Source organism: Falsirhodobacter sp. alg1, from assembly GCF_000739715.2.
Lineage (GTDB): Bacteria > Pseudomonadota > Alphaproteobacteria > Rhodobacterales > Rhodobacteraceae > Falsirhodobacter.
Genome location: NZ_BBJC02000001.1, coordinates 644,958 through 663,344 on the forward strand (window position 1 = coordinate 644,958; position 18,387 = coordinate 663,344).

Consider the following 18,387-nt stretch of genomic DNA (forward strand, 5'->3'; position numbering starts at 1 on the left):
CAATGCCTATTCTTCGGCGTTCTTGTCCTCGGAATAGTACATCGTGCCGATCTTGATCTTTTCACGACCGCGCGAAATGCGGAAATCATTCGTGTCCCGCAGCGAATAGATGCAGCCGCAGTATTCCTGCATGTAGAATTCTTCGCGTTTGGAAATGTCGATCATGCGGGAAGAGCCGCCGCCCTTGCGCCAGTTGAATTCCCAATATTTCACACCGTCATAGGGTTCGGCCGCGCGGACACCGCAATCGTTGATCTGCGCCATATTCTTCCAGCGCGAGATTCCCAAGGATGATGTGATGACCGGAAAACCGTTTTCGTAGGCATAGAGGGCGGTCCGCTCGAACCGCATGTCGAAACACATGGTACAGCGGATACCGCGCTCCGGCTCCCACTCCATGCCCTTGGCGCGGGCAAACCAGTTATCGGCGTCGTAATCGGCGTCGATGAACGGAATGTTGTGCTTTTCCGCAAAGCGGATGTTCTCATCCTTGCGAAGGGCATACTCCTTCTTGGGATGGATATTCGGGTTGTAGAAGAAGATGGTGTAATCGATGCCCGACGCGGTCATCGCCTCCATCACCTCACCCGAGCAGGGCGCGCAGCAGGAATGCAGAAGGACTTTCGTCTCTCCATCGGGGGGGGTGAGTTTGGGGCGTTCAAAATCCATGATTCGAGTGTACCAAATCCCCGCCACAGGGAAAAGAGGTGGCAAAGCGGGTTTACAGACGGTCATTGCAGGGCAACAGTGGAATCGTATCAGCCCCAAGGTTCCGTATATGACGCTGCCCGCACTTGCTCAGGCCCGGCCCGACGATTTCTTTATTCCCGGGCTGGATCCGGGCTTGTCACTGGTGCAGCTGGAAAACCTGAAGATCGGAGTGGTTCCGCCGGTGAGGATAGAGGCCCTTGCCTTGGCATCGAACTTCGAACACCGGGTGCAGATTACCGACATCATGGAGCGACATGCCCGCAGCAGATGGAAGAAGGGGGTCGTTTTTCCAACCGTGCTGGCCGTGGCCGAGGATCTGGCGCTCCGGCACCGGCTGCTGACGATCGGTGATAAGTATTTCATGAATTCCGAAGGCGGGTGGCGGATGCGGAACAGCTATGCCGGACAGAAAAACGGCAAAGCGTCAGACGCCGCATTGGTGGCCCATCTTGCAGAAAAATCGTTCGAGAACCGTAGGCCCCTTCCACTGTTCAACGAAGATTATCGCCAGCTTGATTTCGTGATCGAAACCCGCAACTTTTATAACTTCTATCATTTTACCAAAGAAACGCTGCCGCATCTGACGCTGGTCGAACGCTACGGGCTGACAGGGCGTGTCCTGATTGCGGGTCCGAACCGGAAAGTGTCCGACTTTGTCATGGATGCCGTCAAAGCGTGGTTTCCCGAGCTTGTGGACCGTGTTGAAATTACTGGCGACACGGTGGATTTCGGCAGAGCCTTGATCGGTCTGGATACACGCATCATGTATTACCAGTGCCGTGATGCACTGATCCCCTCCATCCAGGACGTGTCCGACGTGCCGGTAAAGCGGCGTTTCACCACTGGCAATCTGCGGCTCGCCTCGATCAACAGCTATGAACAGCCCTTGGGCGATCTACGGCAACGCGCGTTGGCTGTATTGCAGCCCGCGCCGCCAAGCCGCCGTCTGTTCGTTGTGCGTCGTTCGGGGCGCCAGCGGAACATGGTGGGGGGGGATCTGCTGGAGGCACGGCTGAAGGACATGGGCTTCGAAGTCGTGGCATTCGAGGATCATACCGTGGCCGAGCAGGCCCGTATGGTTGCCGAGGCCGAGGCTGTGGTGTTGCTGCACGGGGCCGGGACCACGAACATGCTCTATGTTCCTGAGGGCTGTCTGGTGGTTGAACTGTCGAACCTGCAAACCCTGCGAAAACGGTTTGGCGATTTCAATCCGATCGCCATCGCAGCAGGGGCGCGATACCTGCATGTGTTTGCCGATCATGATTTCCCGAACCCCGATGTCGTTCCGGTTATCAGTGAGGATGGGCACCGCGGGGTTGTGCTGTCGTCCTTTGAGGCGGATGTGATTGCATCGCATATCGCATCGGTGCTGGATCCGGCGCCGGCACAGCAGGCACTGGAGGCCTGCCGGGTCCTGAACGATGCACGCGAGACGGCTGCACTGTCAGCGGCGCTGGATGTTCATGCTGCGGTGATATCCCACGAGGCCGATTTCCATGTATGGCGCGCAAACGTGGCCTCTGACAGCGGTGACAAGATCGGCGCGCTGGAGCATTTGCGGCGGGCCCTGGTTCTGGCCCCCGGTCGTGTGCCATTGCTGACGCGGACCCTGAATGCGGCCCATGCGCAGGACGATCGCCGCCTGATGATCGAGGCGGCCGCCCTGTTCCTGCTGCGCGCGCCCCGCAAGGCGGAAAAGCTGTTCAATGAAAAAGGATGGTCATTCGAAATTCCGCTGCCCGAGGCAGAGGAGGCGCCGGACTGGGACGAGGGTCGGGACGACACCTGATCCGGCAATGTCTGAAATTCGGACTTTTTGATGGTGCTACCATTACCCCTGTTCGGGGTGATGGTAGCGGAGGAGGGATTTGAACCCCCGACCTAAGGATTATGATTCCTCCGCTCTAACCAGCTGAGCTACTCCGCCATCGGGGCGGACAATTAGTTAAGGTGCCGGGTAAGGTCAAGCACCTTTTTACATTTTTCTTACACGACACCTGCCTGGCGCATGACACGGTATTGTTCTGTCGTATCGGCGGCAAAACGGTGGATGCGTTGGTCCAGCTGTCCCTGTATCTTGGCGCGGGCAAGACGCAGGGACTGGATCAGCAATCGGGCAGTCAGATTGCGGGGCTGCAATTCGATCGTGGTGACCAGACGTGATTTGTCACCCGCCAGGGCCACCAGATCCAGCAGGATGTCCACGTTAAGCGAGGGGTCTGCAATGGTCAGATGAATCTGCCGTTCGGGCTGCACATCCACAAGCGTTACCTTCATGTCGCGCACCCGACCCCGCAAACGGAAGCGGGTATCCCAGACAGTGCCGACATCAATCGGGCCAGGGCTGCGGGTCACGGTGGTGTTGCGCTTGCGCACAGCCGCTTCCCAGCCTTCAAAATCGGACATTTTCGCAAACACGAAAGAGGGCGGCGCAATCATGTCGCCTTTGCTCGTGAATTTCATTTTCGCTCCGCGTTAGGTGTAGGGGCAGGTTTGCCGTTATTCCAGATCGTCTGCAATCCAGCGCATGATAAGATCGCGGGCAATGGTTCCTTGTGCCGGCATTTCGATATTCGGCAGATGCCCGGCAATCGCGGCCATTGCCTGTTCCCGGCTGATCCAGAATGCATGTGCGATCTCGACAGGGTCAACGGTAATTTCGCCCGCGGTCGCATATCCCACGCACCCCATCATCAGGGACGAAGGGAAGGGCCAGGGCTGGCTTTGCAGGTAGCGTACCTTGCCGACGGGAATCGCGGTTTCCTCAAGTACTTCGCGTCGAACGGCGGCCTCCAGCGTCTCGCCGGGTTCGACGAAGCCTGCAAGGCATGAATAGAACCCTTCGCGCCACGCCGGTGAGCGGCCGATGAGCGCCTCGTTTCCGCGCAGGATCAGCATGATCACCACGGGGTCTGTCCGGGGGAAATGATGTGTTCCGCATTCGGGGCAGGTGCGCCGCCATCCGCCATCCGTCATCTGTGATGCGTTGCCGCAGGCTGCGCAAAACTTGTGCGAGGCATGCCAGTTCAGCAACGCGCGTGCCGTGGCGGCCATTTCCCCCTCGGCGGCGGAAAGGGTCGTCATCATTGCGCGGAGTTCGGCGAATTCGGTGCCTGCAGGCAGGGTGGGCTCGTCCCCTGTGATTGCGCGCGCATGAACGGCGCGGCCATCGTGCAGGCCCAGAAAGATGGGCGAACCCGCATTTGCCAGCAGCGGGTCATCAGCCTCCCGCAGGGCCAGCCGCCCATCGGCCGCCAGAATGCGCCCCTGATGCAGGGGCAAGACCTGCCGTACCTGCTCGTTGCTGCGTCGGTGGGCCGCCCTGTCGAGGTCCGAATCTCCGAACGCCATAAGATGCTGCATTCTTTCGCCTCCAATTCCATTCGCATCTTGATCCCACCCCTTGGTAAGGGGGGCAAGGGGGATCAACCTGCGGATGGGGCGACGGATCTTCTGGGTGATGCGGGATAACTTGCAGCAGTGTGGCTTGCACCGCTTGGCGGTCATCGTTATAGGGGGCGTCGAGAAGTTGGCGCGGGCATGCGCCTCGCCAAATCGGTCAGGTCCGGAAGGAAGCAGCCGTAACGAGTAACGCCTGGGTCGATGTCCAGCTTCTCACCTTTCCCAAATTGCTGAAAACGCTTTGCTGCTGTTGGCTGGATGCACAGGCCACGCCGCCCGCAAGCGCCATGGCCTGTCCCGGTTCAATGATGCGGTACGAACAGGCCCGCAACAACCAGAACCGCTGCGGCCGTTGCGGCAATGATCCCAAGGCCCGGACCGGCAGGGCCTGCGGGGCCGGCAACGGGTGCCGGGGCGTGCGGTACGGGTGCCGGTGCGGGGAATGCCTGCGCAAATGACGCCGCAGGAATGGAAAGCACGGCAACAGTTGCCAATGTCTTCAGTAATTTCTGGAACATGCCTATCTCCAATGACTGAGAGGATATCCGCTTTAACGGAACACACCGTCAGTTCCGGCGCTGCTTTCAGGATTTTTTGCAGTCCACGGAATGCCTGTCGGGGCAGGGGGAATCAGATGTTTGCAGCGCGTGGCGGTTTGGCGGGGGCAGTATCGGTGGGGTTGCGCAATCTGGCCGCCAGTGCCGAGATCTGGGTTTGAAGCTGAACCAGCGTATCGATATCCAGCCCGGTTTTTTCAAGCATGCAGGCAGGAATATGTGCCGTGCGATCCCGCAGGGCATGGCCTGCCTCTGTCAGGGTGATGCGGACCTGCCGCTCATCCTCCGGGTCGCGGGTGCGTATCACCAGCCCGCTTGCCTCAAGCCGTTTCAAAAGCGGGGTCAGCGTGCTCGAGTCCAGATGTACCTGTTGGCCGATACCCTTGACCGTCAGCGGGTTTCTGGCCGTCCAGATCGTGCAGAGGACGAGATATTGCGGGTAGGTCAGCCCCAGATCCTCCAGTAGCGGACGATAGGCCTGCTGCATGGCATTTGCAGCAGAATAAAGGCTGAAGCAGACCATGTCTGAAGGGGAGAGTGTCATATGACCCGATTTAAATCGTTCGCGATATATTGGCAAGAGATTGACATAAACGAGCTCGACATATAAATGGTCGTGCAAGTTTAAATCGCACACAAAGGAAATACTATGTCCGTAGATCCGAAGTATCTGACCGAAGCCCGCGCGACCGGCGGTGGGCGGAACGGAATTGCCACCTTGAAAACGGGAATGCTGACGCTGACCATGACCAGCCCCAAGGAATTGGGGGGATCGGGCGCCGGTCATAACCCGGAAGAATTATTCGCCCTTGGCTATGCCGCTTGCTTCCTGAGTGCGATGCGGTTTGCCGCGCAGAACGAGAAGCTGGGCGATGTGCCGGAAAGCGCCACGGTGGATGCGCAGGTCGGTATCGGCCCGCGGTCTGGTGGCGGTTTCGGACTGACGGTGCAGCTGAAAGTGGATATGCCCGGCCTTGATCGTGCCGTGGTGGAAACGATCGTGGAGCGTGGGCATTTCGTTTGTCCGTATTCGAACGCCACGAGCGGAAATATCGCGGTTGAAACGGTAATCGCCTGACAATCTGTTCGGGTCAGGGCGGCATTTGCGGCCCTGACCTTTTCTGGTTACGCCCGATGTTCCAGGGGATAGGATTTGCCCCATATCGCAGGGGCATCCCGGGCCAGCATCCGCGCCTCGGCAGCGCAAAGGCATGCCTGTGCGTGGTGCGTGCAGTTCCGCTCGGCCAGCGCCTTGTTCCACAGGCGCAGCGCCGAAGGGGCGCTCCAGGGCAGGGCGGCATTCCGCAACCAGCCCCGCAGTTCCGACGGTAGCCTGTCATAGCCTGCCATGGGCGAAACCGTGCGCCGCTTCAGGGATGTGACGGTATTGCGCCGCATCATGCCACCTGTTTCCGGCCCCATGCGGGGAAGGGATCAGGCAAGCCGGCCCAAGCTGCGGGAGTGAAGTCATCCGCTTCGACCAGCGCCGCATCCAGATCGGCCACAATCGCATTCCGGTCCATTCCGGCACCGATGAACACCAGTTCCTGCCGGCGGTCGCCCCATGGGTCCTGCCAGACCTGACCCACCTCGGCCAGGGCATCGGGATGGGTGGGCCAACGCGCGCGCGGAACACTGGCCCACCAGCCGCCCAGGGGTTTGATCGTGGAAATCGCGCCCGCAAGGCTGAATTCCACGGCCCAGTTCGGTCGGCTGGCAATCCACATGTGGCCCTTGGCGCGGATGACACCATCAAGGGGGCCATTCAGGACCCCGTGTATTCTGGCAGGGTGAAAGGGGCGGCGTGCGCGATAGACGAAGGAGGAAATTCCGTACTCCTCGGTCTCGGGCATGTGGTTTTCAAAACCGTACAGCTCCTTGGCCCATAGGGGGTGTTCATGGGCACGGTCAAAGTCGAACAGGCCTGTGTCGAAAATCGCACCGGCGCCCACCACGCTGTAATCTGTTTCGATGATGCGGGCGTCGGGGTTCAGGGCGCGCACGATCTTGTGCGCCTGATCCAGCCGCAGGGGGCCAGCGGCTGTCACCTTGTTCAGGACGATCACATCCGCAAATTCCATCTGGTCGGTCAGCAGGTTCACAAGGGTCCGCTCATCCTCGTCACCCGACGTCTCACCACGATCCGAGAGGAAATCATGGCTGGAGAAATCACGCGTCAGATTCGCGGCATCCACGACGGTAACCATCGTATCCAGTCGGGCCACATCCGACAGGCTCTGGCCATCGGCATCGCGAAAATCGAAGGTGGCCGCAACGGGCAGGGGTTCGGCAATGCCGGTGCTTTCGATCAGCAGGTAATCGAAGCGACCTTCGGCAGCCAGCCGCCGCACCTCGATCAGCAGGTCATCGCGCAGGGTGCAGCAGATGCAGCCGTTGGTCATCTCCACCAGTGTTTCTTCGGAGCGGGATAGTTCGGATCCCTCCCGGATCAGGTCGGCGTCGATGTTCACTTCTGACATGTCATTCACGATGACCGCCACACGCCGGCCTTCGCGATTGTTCAGGATGTGGTTCAGCAGGGTGGTTTTGCCTGCGCCAAGAAAACCGGACAGAACGGTAACGGGGAGGCGGCGACCGGACGGGAGTGTCTTTGACATGGTGTGATTCCATTACGTTATAACATAACGTTTATCCGCCAAGTTGAAAAAGGGCAAGCTGCCCCCATGCCGGTGCGGAATATGTGGCGTGCCATCCGTGGCGCGGATATAGCCATGGGATGAATGACACCTTGCCCCCATGCCCCGAATGCGCCTCCATCTACAGCTATCAGGTAGATGCCCTTTTGACCTGTCCGGAATGCGGCCATGAATGGCGGGCAGGCGATCCGGAAGGCGCCGAGGACGGCGTGCGTGACAGTGTGGGCAATACGCTGCACGATGGCGATACGGTTACCGTGATCAAGGATCTGAAGATCAAGGGATCATCCTCGGTCGTGAAGGTGGGCACCAAGGTGCGCAACATCCGTCTGGTGGACGGGGACCATGACATCGATTGCAAGATCCCTGGAATCGGCCAGATGGGGCTGAAATCCCAGTTCGTGAAAAAAGTCTCGGATTGAACGGCCCTGCGCAGATTGTCAGGTGGAGCTGCCGTGACCACGCTGCCATCCCTGAACGAGACCGGCGGATCGAAGCTGACCATCCCGGATAGCGTGTGGAATGATACAAAGGTTTCGTTCATCGGGTGGACGAAACCGCTCCCGCTGCTTAGTTTGTAATCCATCCGAACGCGGGACTATACGATGAATGACGCCCCTGCGGCCGCCTATCAGGTCTTGGCCCGCAAATACCGCCCCGAAACCTTTGCCGATCTTGTCGGGCAGGAGGCGATGGTCCGCACGCTGAAGAATGCGTTTGCAGCGGACCGGATCGCCCATGCCTTCATCATGACGGGCATTCGCGGCACGGGAAAAACCACCACGGCGCGGATCATTGCCAAGGGTCTGAACTGTACCGGCCCGGACGGCAAAGGTGGCCCGACCACTGATCCATGCGGTGTCTGCGAAGCGTGCCGCGCCATTTCCGAGGGGCGTCATGTCGACGTTCTGGAGATGGATGCGGCCAGCCATACCGGCGTTGATGCGATGCGGGATCTGACGGATTCCGTGCGTTATCGCGCGGCCTCGGCCCGCTACAAGATCTATATCATCGACGAAGTCCACATGCTGTCCACCAGTGCGTTCAACGCACTGCTGAAAACGCTGGAAGAGCCTCCTGCGCATGTGAAATTCATCTTTGCCACGACCGAGATCCGCAAGGTCCCGGTGACGGTTCTGTCCCGTTGCCAGAGGTTCGACCTGAAACGGATCGAACCCGAGGTGATGATGGCCCTTTTGCGCCGTATCGCCACCGCCGAAGGGGCCGAGATTGCCGAGGATGCGCTGTCGCTGATCGCCCGTGCGGCCGAAGGTTCGGCCCGCGATGCGACAAGCTTGCTGGACCAGGCCATTTCTCCGGGAGCGGGGGAGACGACTGCGGATCAGGTGCGGGCCATGCTGGGTCTTGCGGATCGTGGGCGGGTGCTGGACCTGTTCGACCTGATCATGACCGGCAATGCCGCCGGTGCGCTGGCCGAACTGTCGGCGCAATATGCCGATGGCGCCGATCCCATGGCCGTATTGCGCGATATCGCCGAGGTGACGCATTGGATCTCGGTCATCAAAGTCACACCCGAGGCTGCCGAGGATCCGACGACCACCCCGGACGAACGTGTGCGGGGGCTGGAAATGTCCGAACGGCTGCCGATGCGGGTTCTGACCCGCGCATGGCAAATGTTGCTGAAGGCGCTGGAAGAAGTGGCTTTGGCCCCGAATGCGATGATGGCGGCCGAAATGGCGATCATCAGGTTGACCCATGTCGCCGACCTGCCGGACCCCGAGGCGCTGTTGCGCCGTATCCAGTCCCTGCCGCAGCCGACCCATGCGCCGGCCCGCGGGGCTGCCGCGCCGGCCGGGGGCGGCGGCGGTGGCCAGATGGCCCGTGTGGCTGGGGGAGCCGTTGCCATCGCCAGCACGCTTCCCGCCACGTTCGAGGGTGTGGTGGCCATACTGCGTGACAAGCGGGATATGCGCCTGCTGACCGAGGTGGAGACAGGGCTGAAGCTGGTTGCCTACCAACCGGGGCGGATCGAGTTCGAGCCCGGCCCGCAGGCCCCGCCCGATCTGGCGCAACGGCTTGGCCAGCGGCTGCAATCCTGGACAGGGCAACGCTGGGTCATCACCGTTTCCAACGGGAATGGCGCCCCCACGATTGCCGAGGCACAGGCTGCAGCCGAGGATAGCGCCCGCGCTGTGGCCCGGAACCTGCCCATCGTGCAGGCGATTCTGGCGGCCTTTCCCGATGCCGAGATTGCCGAGATCCGTGCGCCGCTGGCCGATGCCGCCGCCGAGGCGCTGCCGGAAGTTGAAGATGAATGGGACCCTTTTGAGGAGGAATGAATGTTCGGTTTGAATGGTTTGGGCGATATGTCCAAGATGATGAAGCAGGCACAGGATCTGCAAGGCAAGATGGCCGAAATGCAGGAAGAACTGGGGCGCATAGTCGTGACAGGCGAATCCGGCGCGGGCCTGGTCAAGGCGCGCTGCACGGCCAAAGGGGATCTGACGGGGCTGGATATCGATCCGTCGATCTTTGTCGCCTCGGAAAAGGAAGTGGTGGAGGATCTTATCCTTGCCGCGATCAAGGAAGCACAGCGCGCGGCGGCTGAGCGCCATCAGGCGGAAATGGCCAAGATTACCGAAGGCCTGGGCCTGCCGGCCGGCATGAAGCTGCCTTTCTGATATGGCGGATGCGCCCGGGAATATCGACCGGCTGATAGAGCTCATGGCCCGGTTGCCCGGGTTCGGGCCGCGGTCGGCCCGTCGCGCTGTCTTGTTGATGCTGAAAAAGCGGGGGCAGGTGATGGCCCCGCTGGCGCAGGTCATGGCCGAAGTGGCGCTGAATGCGCGCGATTGCCTGATCTGTGGCAATATAGGTGACAGCGATGTCTGCTCTATCTGCCGCGACGAACGCCGCGCCACGGGTGAGGTTTGCGTGGTGGAAGATGTTGCCGACCTTTGGGCGATGGAACGCGGCGGCGTGTTTCGCGGGCGCTACCATGTGCTGGGGGGGACGTTATCCGCATTGGATGCGATCGGCCCGGATGAATTGCGGATCCCGCGACTGGTGGACCGCGTGGAGGCCGAAAGCCTGACCGAAGTCATTCTGGCGTTGAATGCCACCGTCGATGGTCAGACAACCGCGCATTACATTGCCGATGTACTGGGGGACAGTGTCCGCATCACCACCCTTGCGCAAGGCGTTCCTGTGGGGGGAGAGCTGGATTATCTGGATGATGGAACGATCGGGGCCGCGCTGCGGGCGCGGCGCCAGATCTAGGGTAGGGCAGCCCTAGAATGCGTTGTGGATCAGGAAGACCGCAGCCGCAATCATTGCCCAGATAACCCCCCAGACAACCACCAGCGACAGCACGCCCAGTGCCAGTCCGATCATGACCCACAGCCCGTCCCGCTCCAGCATGCCAAGCGAGATGAGCGTCATGGCAAAGGCGGGCAGCATGTTGCCCAAGGGGATCGGCATTGCCAGAACGATTGCTAGGATCAGAAGGGCCGCCCCCAGAAACCGCTCGGCGGTAGAGCTGACCATGAATGTCAGGCGGGGCACCAGCAGCCGCTCTGCCCGCCCCAGGATCGGAGTCATCTTGCCGACCAGGGTGGCGAAGGCCGTCCGCTCCATCGACCGTGTGGCGATGAAGGCGGGCAGCCACGGCGCGCGCCCCATCATCAGCTGCGCCGCCAGAAAGATCAGCGGAAGCCCCAGAATGCCCGATGTTCCGGGCGGGGTCGGCAGCACATTGGGCAGGGCGAAAATCAGCAGCAGGGCGCCGAAGGCCCGCCCGTCCATCGCCTGCACCAGATCCGAGATGGAAATGCGCTGGCGTTCCGGATCGTGGGCAATGCTTTCCAGAACCTCGGACAAACGGCGGCGTGTGGGTTTGCGGGGGCGTTCTGACTCATCGGGAAGGTCAGTCTCTGGACGGTCTGTGTCGTCGGGGATCATGTCGTTTCCTGAATGCAGTACGCGATCAATGTGGCGACATGCAGGGCGGGGTGCAATGGGGGGTTACATATCCGGCCAGTCTTTCGCCGCCTGCTTCAGGTGCGTCAGAAAGGAGCTGACCTTCAGCGTGCGGTGCAGATCGACGTGGGTAACCAGCCATAATACGGCCTCCCATTCGGGGGCGGGGGGCAGAACCTCTATCAGATCGGGTATGCCAGCGGCGCGATACAGGGGCAGAAAACCGATGCCGGCCCCGGACAGGACCGCCGTCTGCATTGCCAGACCTTCGGATGCCATTACCCGCATCGATTCGCCGGGTACGTTGTCGCGCATCCACCGGTGGAAGACTGCACGCGCCGCAGGGCCTTCGGCGGTGACGAACCGGTGCTTGTGGGCATCGCGGATGCCGTCGGGCATGCCATAGCGCTCTACATAGCTGCGCGCGGCATAAAGCCCGCTGCGCAGTTTTGTCAGGGGCTGGACCACATTGTCGGGCTCCTCGGGGGGGCCACCCGCGCGGACCGCCACATGGGCCTCGCCGTAATCCAGCCGGAAAATGCGGCTGTCGGACAGGTAGCGCACGGTTAGGGCGGCATGTTCGTGCTGGAAGCTGGTCAGGACAGGCATGAGCAGATCGGCGATCCCGGAGATGGAGGTGACCACCAGCTCGCCGCAGACCTCTTCTCCCTGACCGGTGATGCGGCTGGCCAGCTGGTTGAACTGGTCATCCGTGGTCTGCGCCACGGTCAGCAGGTCGCGTCCGGCCTCTGTCGGGGTGTAGCCGCGGGCATGGCGCTGGAACAGCCGTGTTCCCAGCCGTTTCTCCAAAGAATCGATGTGGCGTATGACGGTGGCATGATGGACGCCAAGCGCCTCTGCGGCGCCGGACACGGTGCCCATCCGCGCAACCTGAAAGGCTGTGCGCACCTCGTCCCAATTCTCCAGCCCCATCCGGTTTGCACCCTCTGTTGTGCATTCGCCTTTAGGATAGCGTTGCAGGCCCCCGACACAAGGGAGCGTGGCGTGGCTTGACTCGGGGGTGTGAAAGGGGTAGGCCAAACCCCAGTTTTCCGGAGTTCGATATGACTCCGGTCCCCGCATGAGGTGGGGATCGCCATCCACCAGCGCGTTGCGCCCGTGGGTGACGTTGGTCTTTGGAGCGTTCCCGGCCCATGCCGGGGCAGGCAGATGAAAGGAATGCCCATGTTCGAGAATCTTTCGGAACGGCTGGGTGGGGTCTTTGATCGGCTGACCCGTCAGGGCGCGCTGACCGATGAAGACGTCGCCACCGCGCTGCGCGAGGTGCGTACCGCCCTGCTGGAGGCGGATGTCTCGCTGCCGGTTGCGCGGGAATTTACCAAGCGTGTGCAGGCCAAGGCGGCCGGCCAGCATGTCACCCGCTCTGTCACGCCGGGTCAGCAGGTTGTCAAGATCGTCCATGACGAGCTGATTTCAGTGCTGCAGGGTGAAGGCCCTGCGGATGCGCTGAAGATCGACAATCCGCCGGCCTCTATCCTGATGGTAGGTCTGCAGGGGTCGGGTAAGACCACGACAACGGCCAAGCTGGCCAAGCGGCTCAAGGACCGTGAGGGCAAGCGGATCCTGCTGGCCTCTCTGGATACCAACCGTCCCGCCGCGATGGAGCAATTGGCCATTCTGGCCACCCAGGTCGGTGTTGACAGCCTGCCCATCGTCAAGGGCGAGAGCGCAATCCAGATCGCGAAGCGGGCAAAGACCCAGGGTGCGATGGGCGGCTATGATGTCGTCATCTTCGACACCGCGGGTCGTCTGCACATCGACGAAGTGCTGATGTCCGAGGTTCAGGCGGTCCGCGATATCGCGCAGCCGCGGGAAACGCTGCTGGTGGTCGATGGCCTGACAGGGCAGGACGCGGTGAACGTGGCCACCCAGTTCGACGGGCAGGTCGGCATTTCCGGTGTCGTGCTGACACGCATGGATGGTGATGGTCGTGGCGGTGCAGCCCTGTCCATGCGCCATGTGACGGGCAAGCCGATCCGATTTGTCGGCCTTGGCGAGAAGATGGACGCGCTGGAAACCTTCGACCCCGAGCGGGTTGCAGGGCGGATCCTCGGCATGGGCGATATCGTCGCCCTTGTGGAAAAGGCACGCGAGACCTTCGAGGCCGAACAGGCAGAGCGCATGGCGCGCCGTTTCTCCAAGGGGTTGTTCAACATGAACGACCTGAAGGGGCAGCTTGAACAGATGCTGAAGATGGGCGGCATGCAGGGCGTCATGGGCATGCTTCCGGGCATGGGCAAGATGCAGAAGGCAGCCGAAGCCGCCGGCATGGATGACAAGATGCTGCGTCGGCAGATTGCCCTGATCAATTCCATGACCAAGCGTGAACGCGCGAACCCGGATCTTCTGCAAGCCAGCCGCAAGAAGCGGATCGCGGCCGGTGCCGGGCTGGATGTGTCCGATCTTAACAAGCTTCTGAAGCAGCATCGCCAGATGGCCGACATGATGAAGAAGATGGGCAAGGGCGGCGCCATGAAGCAGGCGCTGAAGAACATGGTCGGCGGGAAGACACCTGATCCGTCCACCATGGACCCTGCGCAGCTTGAAGCCGCGGCCAAGGCGATGAAAAGCCAGATGCCTGCCGGTTTCGGTGGCATGCCACGCGGAATGACCCTTCCTGCCGGTCTGTCGGGGATGATGAAGAAGAAATGATCTCGCTGACCGCCACACCGGTTCTGGAGACGGAACGCCTTGTCCTGCGGGCCCCTGTGCCCACGGATTATGCGCTGTTTGCAGAGTTCTACGCGACGGATCGGTCCCGCCATATGGGCGGACCGCTGGCGCGTGACCGGGCATGGCGGGCATTCGGGCACAGCATCGGCCATTGGGCCATGCGGGGTTTCGGGATGTTTGTCCTGACGGAAAAGCATGGCGGCACGCCGCTTGGCATGGCTGGTCCGTGGTTCCCTGAAGGCTGGCCCGAACGCGAGGTCGGCTGGTCGCTGTGGTCAGCAGAGCATGAAGGGCAGGGATATGCATCCGAAGCGGCGCGCGCCGTCCTGTCCCACGTCTGGGGCAATCTGGGCTGGTCCACCGCGGTCAGCTATATCGCGCCGGAAAACACCGCCTCGGCCGCCCTGGCCGTCCGGCTCGGGGCCGTACGGGACCCCGATGCGAAGATGCCCGACGTGGGCGATGTCAGCCATGTTTACCGTCACCCCAAACCTAAGGGCCTTGCATGACCGATTCTGCTGCCCGCGCGCAGGCGCTGTTGAAGGATCACCGCGAAAGCATTGACCGGCTTGACGCGATCCTTGTGTACACACTGGCCGAACGGTTCAAGCAGACGCAGGCCGTTGGCCGGCTGAAGGCGGAATACAACCTGCCGCCCGCCGACCCCTCACGCGAGGCGAGCCAGATCGAACGACTGGAGTGGTTGAGCCGCGAGGCCGATCTCGATCCCGAGTTCGCCAAGAAATTCCTGAACTTCGTCATTGCCGAAGTGATCAGGCATCACGAACAACACCAGAAATGACCGCATCGCGGTCTGCCATACCCAAGGAGACTTCCTAATGTCCATGAAAATCCGTCTTGCCCGCGGTGGTTCGAAAAAGCGCCCGCACTATGCAATCGTAGCAACCGACTCGCGTATGCCCCGCGACGGCCGCTTTCTTGAAAAGCTGGGCACCTACAACCCGCTGCTGGCCAAAGACAGCGAAAACCGCGTTGTAATGAATGTCGAGCGTGTAAAATACTGGATGGAAAAAGGCGCACAGCCGACCGACCGCGTTGCACGCTTTCTGGAAGCAGCCGGCCTGAAGGAAAAGACGGTTCGCAACAACCCGAAAGCCGCTGTTCCCGGCAAGAAGGCAACCGATCTGGCTGCGAAAAAAGCTGCCCGTAACGCTGCACCTGCCGAAGCTGCTGCAGAAGAGTGATCGGGCGGGGGGCTTAGGCCCCCTTCCTTCATGGGGGAATGGCGATGGCTGACAGGATCTGCGTAGGCGCTATTTCCGGCGCGTTCGGTGTTCGGGGAGAGGTGCGGCTGAAAAGCTTCTGCGCCGTGCCCGAAGCGATTGCCGATTACGGCCCGCTTGGTACCGAGGATGGACGCAGTTTTCGTATCACATTGACGCGGCCTGTGGCTGGCGGCCTTGGCGCGCGCCTCTCGGGCGTGACGGACAAGGACGCGGCCGATGCCCTGCGGGGTACCCGGCTGTATGTTGACCGTGACAAGCTGCCCGCCCCTGCCGATGACGAATATTACCACTCCGATCTGATCGGACTGGAAGTGCGCGATACCGGAGGCGTCCTGTTGGGCCGCGTCAGTGCCGTGCACAACTACGGGGCGGATGATCTGCTCGAAGTTCAGGGTGCGGGGGAAAGCGTGCTGCTGCCTTTTACCCAGGCCGTCATCCCGACTGTTGATCTGGCCGCTGGCCGTATTGTGGCCGACCCGCCGGAGGCGTCCGAATGAGCGAACAACGCACCGAACGCCGGAATTTCTACGGCCGCGTTCATGGCAAGACATTGCGGAGCAGCCAGAAAGGCTATCTGGCCGAGGATCTGGGCCCGCTGAGCCTGCCGGATGTAACGGTGGCCGATAACCCCGAACGCAAGCTGATCGACCCTGCTGCGCATTTTGACGGGCGGCCGGTCTGGCTGGAGGTCGGTTTCGGCGGGGGTGAGCATATGGTGGCCATGGCCGCCCGCTACCCCGAGGTCGGGATCATCGGATGCGAGCCCTTTGTGAACGGCATCGCCATGCTGCTGGGAAAGATCCGTGCAGCGGGCGTGACGAATGTCGCCATCCATCCCGGCGATGCGCGCGACCTGATGGACGTGCTGCCCGAGGGTAGCATCGCCAAGGCGTTCCTGAATTATCCCGATCCGTGGCCCAAGGCGCGACACCATCGCCGCCGCTTTGTCACGCCCGATCACCTTCAGCCCCTGTATCGGGCCATGGCCCCAGGTGCCGAATTCCGCGTGGCCTCGGATATTCCGGATTATATCCGGCAGACGCTGGAAGAAGGTCCTGCGGCCGGCTTTACGCTGGTGGCCGAAGGCCCCGATCCGTGGGAAGACTGGTATTCGACCCGTTACGAACAGAAGGCCCTGCGAGAGGGCCGCTCCCCGCATTACGTCACATTCCGCCGTTAAGGAGATACCCCCGATGTCCGGCCATGGAACGCCTCAGCCCCTTACAGCCCACCGCTCTGGCCCGCTGAAGGGCGTGGCCGAGGTGCCGGGCGATAAATCCATCAGCCACCGCTCCCTGATCCTCGGGGCGATGGCCGTGGGTGAAACCCGGATCACGGGTCTGCTTGAAGGGCAGGATGTGCTGGATACAGCCGCCGCGATGCGGGCGTTCGGTGCAGAGGTGACGCAGCACGGGGCCGGTGCATGGTCGGTTCACGGTGTGGGCGTCGGCGGGTTCCGGGAGCCGGAGCAGGTGATCGACTGCGGCAATTCGGGCACGAGCGTGCGGCTGATCATGGGGGCCATGGCGACATCGGCCATGACGGCAACCTTTACGGGGGATGCCAGCCTGCGCAAGCGTCCGATGGCGCGGGTAACGGACCCGCTGTCGCTGTTCGGCACGCAGGCCTATGGCCGCAAGGGCGGGCGCCTGCCGATGACCGTCGTCGGTGCTGCCGACCCTGTTGCCGTGCGATACACCACGCCGATGCCTTCGGCGCAGGTGAAATCCGCTGTCCTGTTGGCTGGTCTGAATGCACCGGGCGAGACCGTCGTGATCGAGCGTGAGGCGACACGCGACCATTCGGAACGGATGCTGGCAGGCTTTGGCGCCCAGATCCATGTGGAGCGCACCTCCGAGGGCAATGTCATCACCCTGACAGGCCAGCCGGAACTGCGCCCTCAGGTGGTGGCGGTGCCCCGCGATCCCAGTTCGGCCGCATTTCCGGTCTGCGCTGCGCTGATCGTGGAGGGGTCCGATATTCTGGTGCCGGGTGTCAGCCAGAACCCGACGCGCAACGGTCTATATCCGACATTGGTGGAGATGGGGGCCGACATCACGTTCGAAAATCCGTGTGAAGAGGGTGGCGAGCCTGTGGCCGATCTGCGGGTCCGTTTCTCGGCGCTGAAGGGTATCGAGGTTCCACCGGAGCGGGCCTCGTCCATGATCGATGAGTATCCGGTTCTGGCCGCTGTCGCAGCCTTTGCCCAGGGGCGGACCGTCATGCGCGGTGTCAAGGAACTGCGGGTCAAGGAAAGCGACCGGATCGATGCCATGGCGCGGGGGCTGGAAGCCTGTGGCGTGCGGATCGAGGAAGACGAGGATACGCTGATCGTTCATGGCATGGCGGGGGATGTGCCCGGCGGCGCGACGGTTGCCGTGCATCTGGACCACCGCATCGCCATGAGCTTCATGGTGTTGGGCATGGCTGCAAAGTCCCCGGTGACGGTGGATGACGGCACGGCCATTTCCACGTCGTTTCCGATTTTCACACGGCTGATGGGCGATCTGGGCGCGCGGTTCGCATGATCTTTACCGTTGCCATCGACGGGCCGGCGGCTGCGGGCAAGGGAACGATCGCGCGGACGCTCGCGGCGCAATTCGGCTTTCGGCATCTTGATACCGGGCTGATCTATCGCGCTGTCGGGGCAAAGGTAGCCGAAGGCGCCGATCCGGTCGAGGCGGCAATAACATTGCAGCCCGCCGACATGGCACGCGATGATCTGCGCAGCCTTCAGGCCGGGGAAGGCGCAAGCCGTGTGGCGGTCATGCCCGAGGTGCGTGCCGCGCTGGTGGAATTCCAGCGCCGTTTTGCCCGCGTCGATGGAGGGGCCGTTCTGGATGGTCGCGATATCGGCACGGTGATCTGCCCCGAGGCGGAGGTGAAGCTGTTCGTAACCGCAAGCGCCGAGGTGCGCGCCCACCGTCGCTGGCTGGAAGTGGGGGGCGATGCGGCGGATGTGCTGGCGCAGGTGATCGAGCGTGACCGGCGTGATGCCGAGCGGGCCACCGCCCCGATGGTGGCAGCGGCCGATGCACTCTTGATTGACACGACGGAATTGAGTATAGCCGCCGCAGTCGAGAGGGCCGCAAGAGCCGTCCGCACGAGGATGGATGAGGGTCGGGCGTAAGCCGCGACCCTTTGCATATTCCGCGCGGCCCTGTCGAAAAGACCGGTGGA

The 18,387-nt window shown here is 61.9% G+C and carries 23 protein-coding genes, 1 tRNA gene and 1 other RNA gene; 15 read left to right on the forward strand and 10 right to left on the reverse strand.

Annotated elements, in window-relative coordinates:
- Window positions 1–6 precede the first annotated feature (6 nt).
- Window positions 7–669, reverse strand: coding sequence for an epoxyqueuosine reductase QueH (locus tag TR36_RS03135; RefSeq protein ID WP_192841306.1), 663 nt, complete (start codon window positions 667–669; stop codon window positions 7–9).
- A gap of 109 nt (window positions 670–778) precedes the next feature.
- Between TR36_RS03135 and TR36_RS03140 the strand changes: the two genes are divergently transcribed.
- On the forward strand, window positions 779–2,500 hold the full coding sequence (locus TR36_RS03140; RefSeq protein WP_062762369.1) for a DUF563 domain-containing protein: 1,722 nt from the start codon (window positions 779–781) through the stop codon (window positions 2,498–2,500).
- A gap of 61 nt (window positions 2,501–2,561) precedes the next feature.
- Here TR36_RS03140 and TR36_RS03145 read toward each other — a convergent pair.
- The 3 genes from TR36_RS03145 to nudC form a co-directional block, all read right to left on the reverse strand.
- Window positions 2,562–2,638, reverse strand: a tRNA-Met gene (locus tag TR36_RS03145).
- Window positions 2,639–2,697: 59 nt separating this feature from the next.
- Window positions 2,698–3,174: an SRPBCC family protein gene (locus TR36_RS03150; protein WP_045387412.1), complete on the reverse strand. Its 477-nt coding sequence runs from the start codon at window positions 3,172–3,174 to the stop codon at window positions 2,698–2,700.
- Window positions 3,175–3,210: 36 nt separating this feature from the next.
- Entirely contained in the window at window positions 3,211–4,074 is an 864-nt protein-coding gene (gene nudC / locus TR36_RS03155; RefSeq protein ID WP_045387409.1) for an NAD(+) diphosphatase, read from the reverse strand.
- Between the two features lie 159 nt (window positions 4,075–4,233).
- Here nudC and ffs point away from each other — a divergent pair.
- Window positions 4,234–4,332, forward strand: an RNA gene (ffs, locus tag TR36_RS03160) — signal recognition particle sRNA small type.
- 83 nt (window positions 4,333–4,415) lie between these two features.
- Here ffs and TR36_RS03165 read toward each other — a convergent pair.
- Both TR36_RS03165 and TR36_RS03170 read right to left on the reverse strand, forming a co-directional pair.
- Entirely contained in the window at window positions 4,416–4,631 is a 216-nt protein-coding gene (locus tag TR36_RS03165; protein ID WP_045387407.1) for a hypothetical protein, read from the reverse strand.
- Between the two features lie 112 nt (window positions 4,632–4,743).
- Window positions 4,744–5,214 (reverse strand): MarR family winged helix-turn-helix transcriptional regulator, encoded by a 471-nt coding sequence (locus TR36_RS03170; RefSeq protein ID WP_045387405.1) that lies wholly within the window; start codon window positions 5,212–5,214, stop codon window positions 4,744–4,746.
- A gap of 105 nt (window positions 5,215–5,319) precedes the next feature.
- On the opposite strand from TR36_RS03170, the gene TR36_RS03175 reads away from it, so the two are divergent.
- Window positions 5,320–5,748, forward strand: a complete 429-nt coding sequence (locus TR36_RS03175; RefSeq protein WP_045387404.1) for an organic hydroperoxide resistance protein — start codon at window positions 5,320–5,322, stop codon at window positions 5,746–5,748.
- A 47-nt stretch (window positions 5,749–5,795) separates the two neighbouring features.
- Here TR36_RS03175 and TR36_RS03180 read toward each other — a convergent pair whose 3' ends face one another.
- On the reverse strand, window positions 5,796–6,068 hold the full coding sequence (locus tag TR36_RS03180; RefSeq protein ID WP_045388702.1) for a DUF6525 family protein: 273 nt from the start codon (window positions 6,066–6,068) through the stop codon (window positions 5,796–5,798).
- Window positions 6,068–7,288, reverse strand: a complete 1,221-nt coding sequence (locus TR36_RS03185; protein WP_045387401.1) for a GTP-binding protein — start codon at window positions 7,286–7,288, stop codon at window positions 6,068–6,070. Before TR36_RS03185 ends, TR36_RS03180 begins: the two co-directional genes overlap by 1 nt.
- A gap of 119 nt (window positions 7,289–7,407) precedes the next feature.
- Between TR36_RS03185 and TR36_RS03190 the strand changes: the two genes are divergently transcribed.
- The 4 genes from TR36_RS03190 to recR all read left to right on the forward strand — a co-directional run bounded on the left by TR36_RS03190 (window position 7,408) and on the right by recR (window position 10,567).
- Window positions 7,408–7,749, forward strand: coding sequence for a zinc ribbon domain-containing protein YjdM (locus TR36_RS03190; RefSeq protein ID WP_045387399.1), 342 nt, complete (start codon window positions 7,408–7,410; stop codon window positions 7,747–7,749).
- A 183-nt stretch (window positions 7,750–7,932) separates the two neighbouring features.
- The gene (locus TR36_RS03195; protein ID WP_045387396.1) at window positions 7,933–9,627 is read left to right on the forward strand and encodes a DNA polymerase III subunit gamma/tau; all 1,695 of its coding nucleotides are present in this window, start codon (window positions 7,933–7,935) and stop codon (window positions 9,625–9,627) included.
- Window positions 9,628–9,969, forward strand: coding sequence for a YbaB/EbfC family nucleoid-associated protein (locus tag TR36_RS03200; protein ID WP_045387394.1), 342 nt, complete (start codon window positions 9,628–9,630; stop codon window positions 9,967–9,969).
- Window position 9,970: 1 nt separating this feature from the next.
- On the forward strand, window positions 9,971–10,567 hold the full coding sequence (recR, locus tag TR36_RS03205) for a recombination mediator RecR (protein ID WP_045387391.1): 597 nt from the start codon (window positions 9,971–9,973) through the stop codon (window positions 10,565–10,567).
- A gap of 12 nt (window positions 10,568–10,579) precedes the next feature.
- Here recR and TR36_RS03210 read toward each other — a convergent pair whose 3' ends face one another.
- Window positions 10,580–11,248, reverse strand: coding sequence for an exopolysaccharide biosynthesis protein (locus TR36_RS03210; RefSeq protein ID WP_045387388.1), 669 nt, complete (start codon window positions 11,246–11,248; stop codon window positions 10,580–10,582).
- 63 nt (window positions 11,249–11,311) lie between these two features.
- Entirely contained in the window at window positions 11,312–12,199 is an 888-nt protein-coding gene (locus TR36_RS03215) for a LysR family transcriptional regulator (protein WP_045387385.1), read from the reverse strand.
- Between the two features lie 252 nt (window positions 12,200–12,451).
- On the opposite strand from TR36_RS03215, the gene ffh reads away from it, so the two are divergent.
- The 8 genes from ffh to TR36_RS03255 are packed head-to-tail and all read left to right on the forward strand — an operon-like array spanning window position 12,452 to window position 18,337.
- Window positions 12,452–13,939 carry a signal recognition particle protein gene (ffh, locus tag TR36_RS03220; protein WP_045387382.1) on the forward strand — a complete coding sequence of 496 codons (1,488 nt, stop codon included), beginning with the start codon at window positions 12,452–12,454 and terminating at the stop codon, window positions 13,937–13,939.
- Window positions 13,936–14,469 carry a GNAT family N-acetyltransferase gene (locus tag TR36_RS03225; protein ID WP_045387380.1) on the forward strand — a complete coding sequence of 178 codons (534 nt, stop codon included), beginning with the start codon at window positions 13,936–13,938 and terminating at the stop codon, window positions 14,467–14,469. Before ffh ends, TR36_RS03225 begins: the two co-directional genes overlap by 4 nt.
- Window positions 14,466–14,762 carry a chorismate mutase gene (locus TR36_RS03230; RefSeq protein ID WP_045387377.1) on the forward strand — a complete coding sequence of 99 codons (297 nt, stop codon included), beginning with the start codon at window positions 14,466–14,468 and terminating at the stop codon, window positions 14,760–14,762. Before TR36_RS03225 ends, TR36_RS03230 begins: the two co-directional genes overlap by 4 nt.
- Before the next feature lie 37 nt (window positions 14,763–14,799).
- Window positions 14,800–15,165 carry a 30S ribosomal protein S16 gene (gene rpsP / locus TR36_RS03235; RefSeq protein WP_045387375.1) on the forward strand — a complete coding sequence of 122 codons (366 nt, stop codon included), beginning with the start codon at window positions 14,800–14,802 and terminating at the stop codon, window positions 15,163–15,165.
- Window positions 15,166–15,203: 38 nt separating this feature from the next.
- Window positions 15,204–15,704: a ribosome maturation factor RimM gene (gene rimM / locus TR36_RS03240; protein WP_045387373.1), complete on the forward strand. Its 501-nt coding sequence runs from the start codon at window positions 15,204–15,206 to the stop codon at window positions 15,702–15,704.
- Window positions 15,701–16,387: a tRNA (guanosine(46)-N(7))-methyltransferase TrmB gene (locus tag TR36_RS03245; RefSeq protein ID WP_045387370.1), complete on the forward strand. Its 687-nt coding sequence runs from the start codon at window positions 15,701–15,703 to the stop codon at window positions 16,385–16,387. Before rimM ends, TR36_RS03245 begins: the two co-directional genes overlap by 4 nt.
- Before the next feature lie 13 nt (window positions 16,388–16,400).
- Window positions 16,401–17,735: a 3-phosphoshikimate 1-carboxyvinyltransferase gene (gene aroA / locus TR36_RS03250; protein WP_045387367.1), complete on the forward strand. Its 1,335-nt coding sequence runs from the start codon at window positions 16,401–16,403 to the stop codon at window positions 17,733–17,735.
- Complete coding sequence (locus TR36_RS03255) at window positions 17,732–18,337, forward strand: d(CMP) kinase (protein ID WP_045387364.1); 606 nt, start codon at window positions 17,732–17,734, stop codon at window positions 18,335–18,337. The genes aroA and TR36_RS03255 overlap by 4 nt, the downstream gene beginning before the upstream one ends.
- The last annotated feature ends 50 nt before the right edge of the window (window positions 18,338–18,387 follow it).